General features: G+C 31.1%; 1 protein-coding gene. It reads left to right on the top strand.

Going from position 1 to position 533, the window contains the following annotated elements; all coding sequences use genetic code 11:
• Positions 1–433: 433 nt before the first annotated feature.
• On the top strand, positions 434–533 hold a 100-nt coding region (locus KGF48_RS19850; protein ID WP_227864786.1), incomplete at its 3' end, for a helix-turn-helix domain-containing protein.

Here is a 533-nt window from a genome sequence, read left to right as displayed (position 1 = left end):
GTTAAACCCTAAGTACTTTAAAATGGGCAATCAGCAGGTAAGCTCCGAATAGGAGAAACTTCAACGACTATTCCTCTTGAGGGAAGTACACTACAAGCTATCGGTAGTGGAAGTGGGTAGACCTTAATGGATAATGCCGAAGGATAAGATATAGTCTGTGCTTGCATGAAAATGTAAGAAGTTCATAAGAGAACTGCATAGGTAGTAGCGAACTTATGTGAACGACAACCTCAAAAATGATAAAAGTTAAGACTTATGGTTCTTACATATGTTATTTAAAAATAAATATAAAAAATCTTCAAAATACTTGTTTTAAGTAATTGCATATTTTAATATTATGATAGGTGATGAAAAATGGAAGTGACTCATGGTAGAGTATATGTATATTTAGTACAATACCATATAGATAATCAGAAAAAACAAGTAAAGTGAGGTGGTAGTAGTGGAAAAAGCTTATAAGTTTAGAATGTATCCAAATAAAAAACAGCAAGAGTTAATTAACAAAACTTTTGGATGTTGTAGATTTGTATATA

It is taken from the genome of Clostridioides sp. ZZV15-6388, assembly GCF_020657755.1.
Lineage (GTDB): Bacteria > Bacillota > Clostridia > Peptostreptococcales > Peptostreptococcaceae > Clostridioides.
The sequence above is the reverse complement of the archived record's forward strand: the minus strand, read 5'-3'. Positions and strand labels throughout refer to the sequence as shown.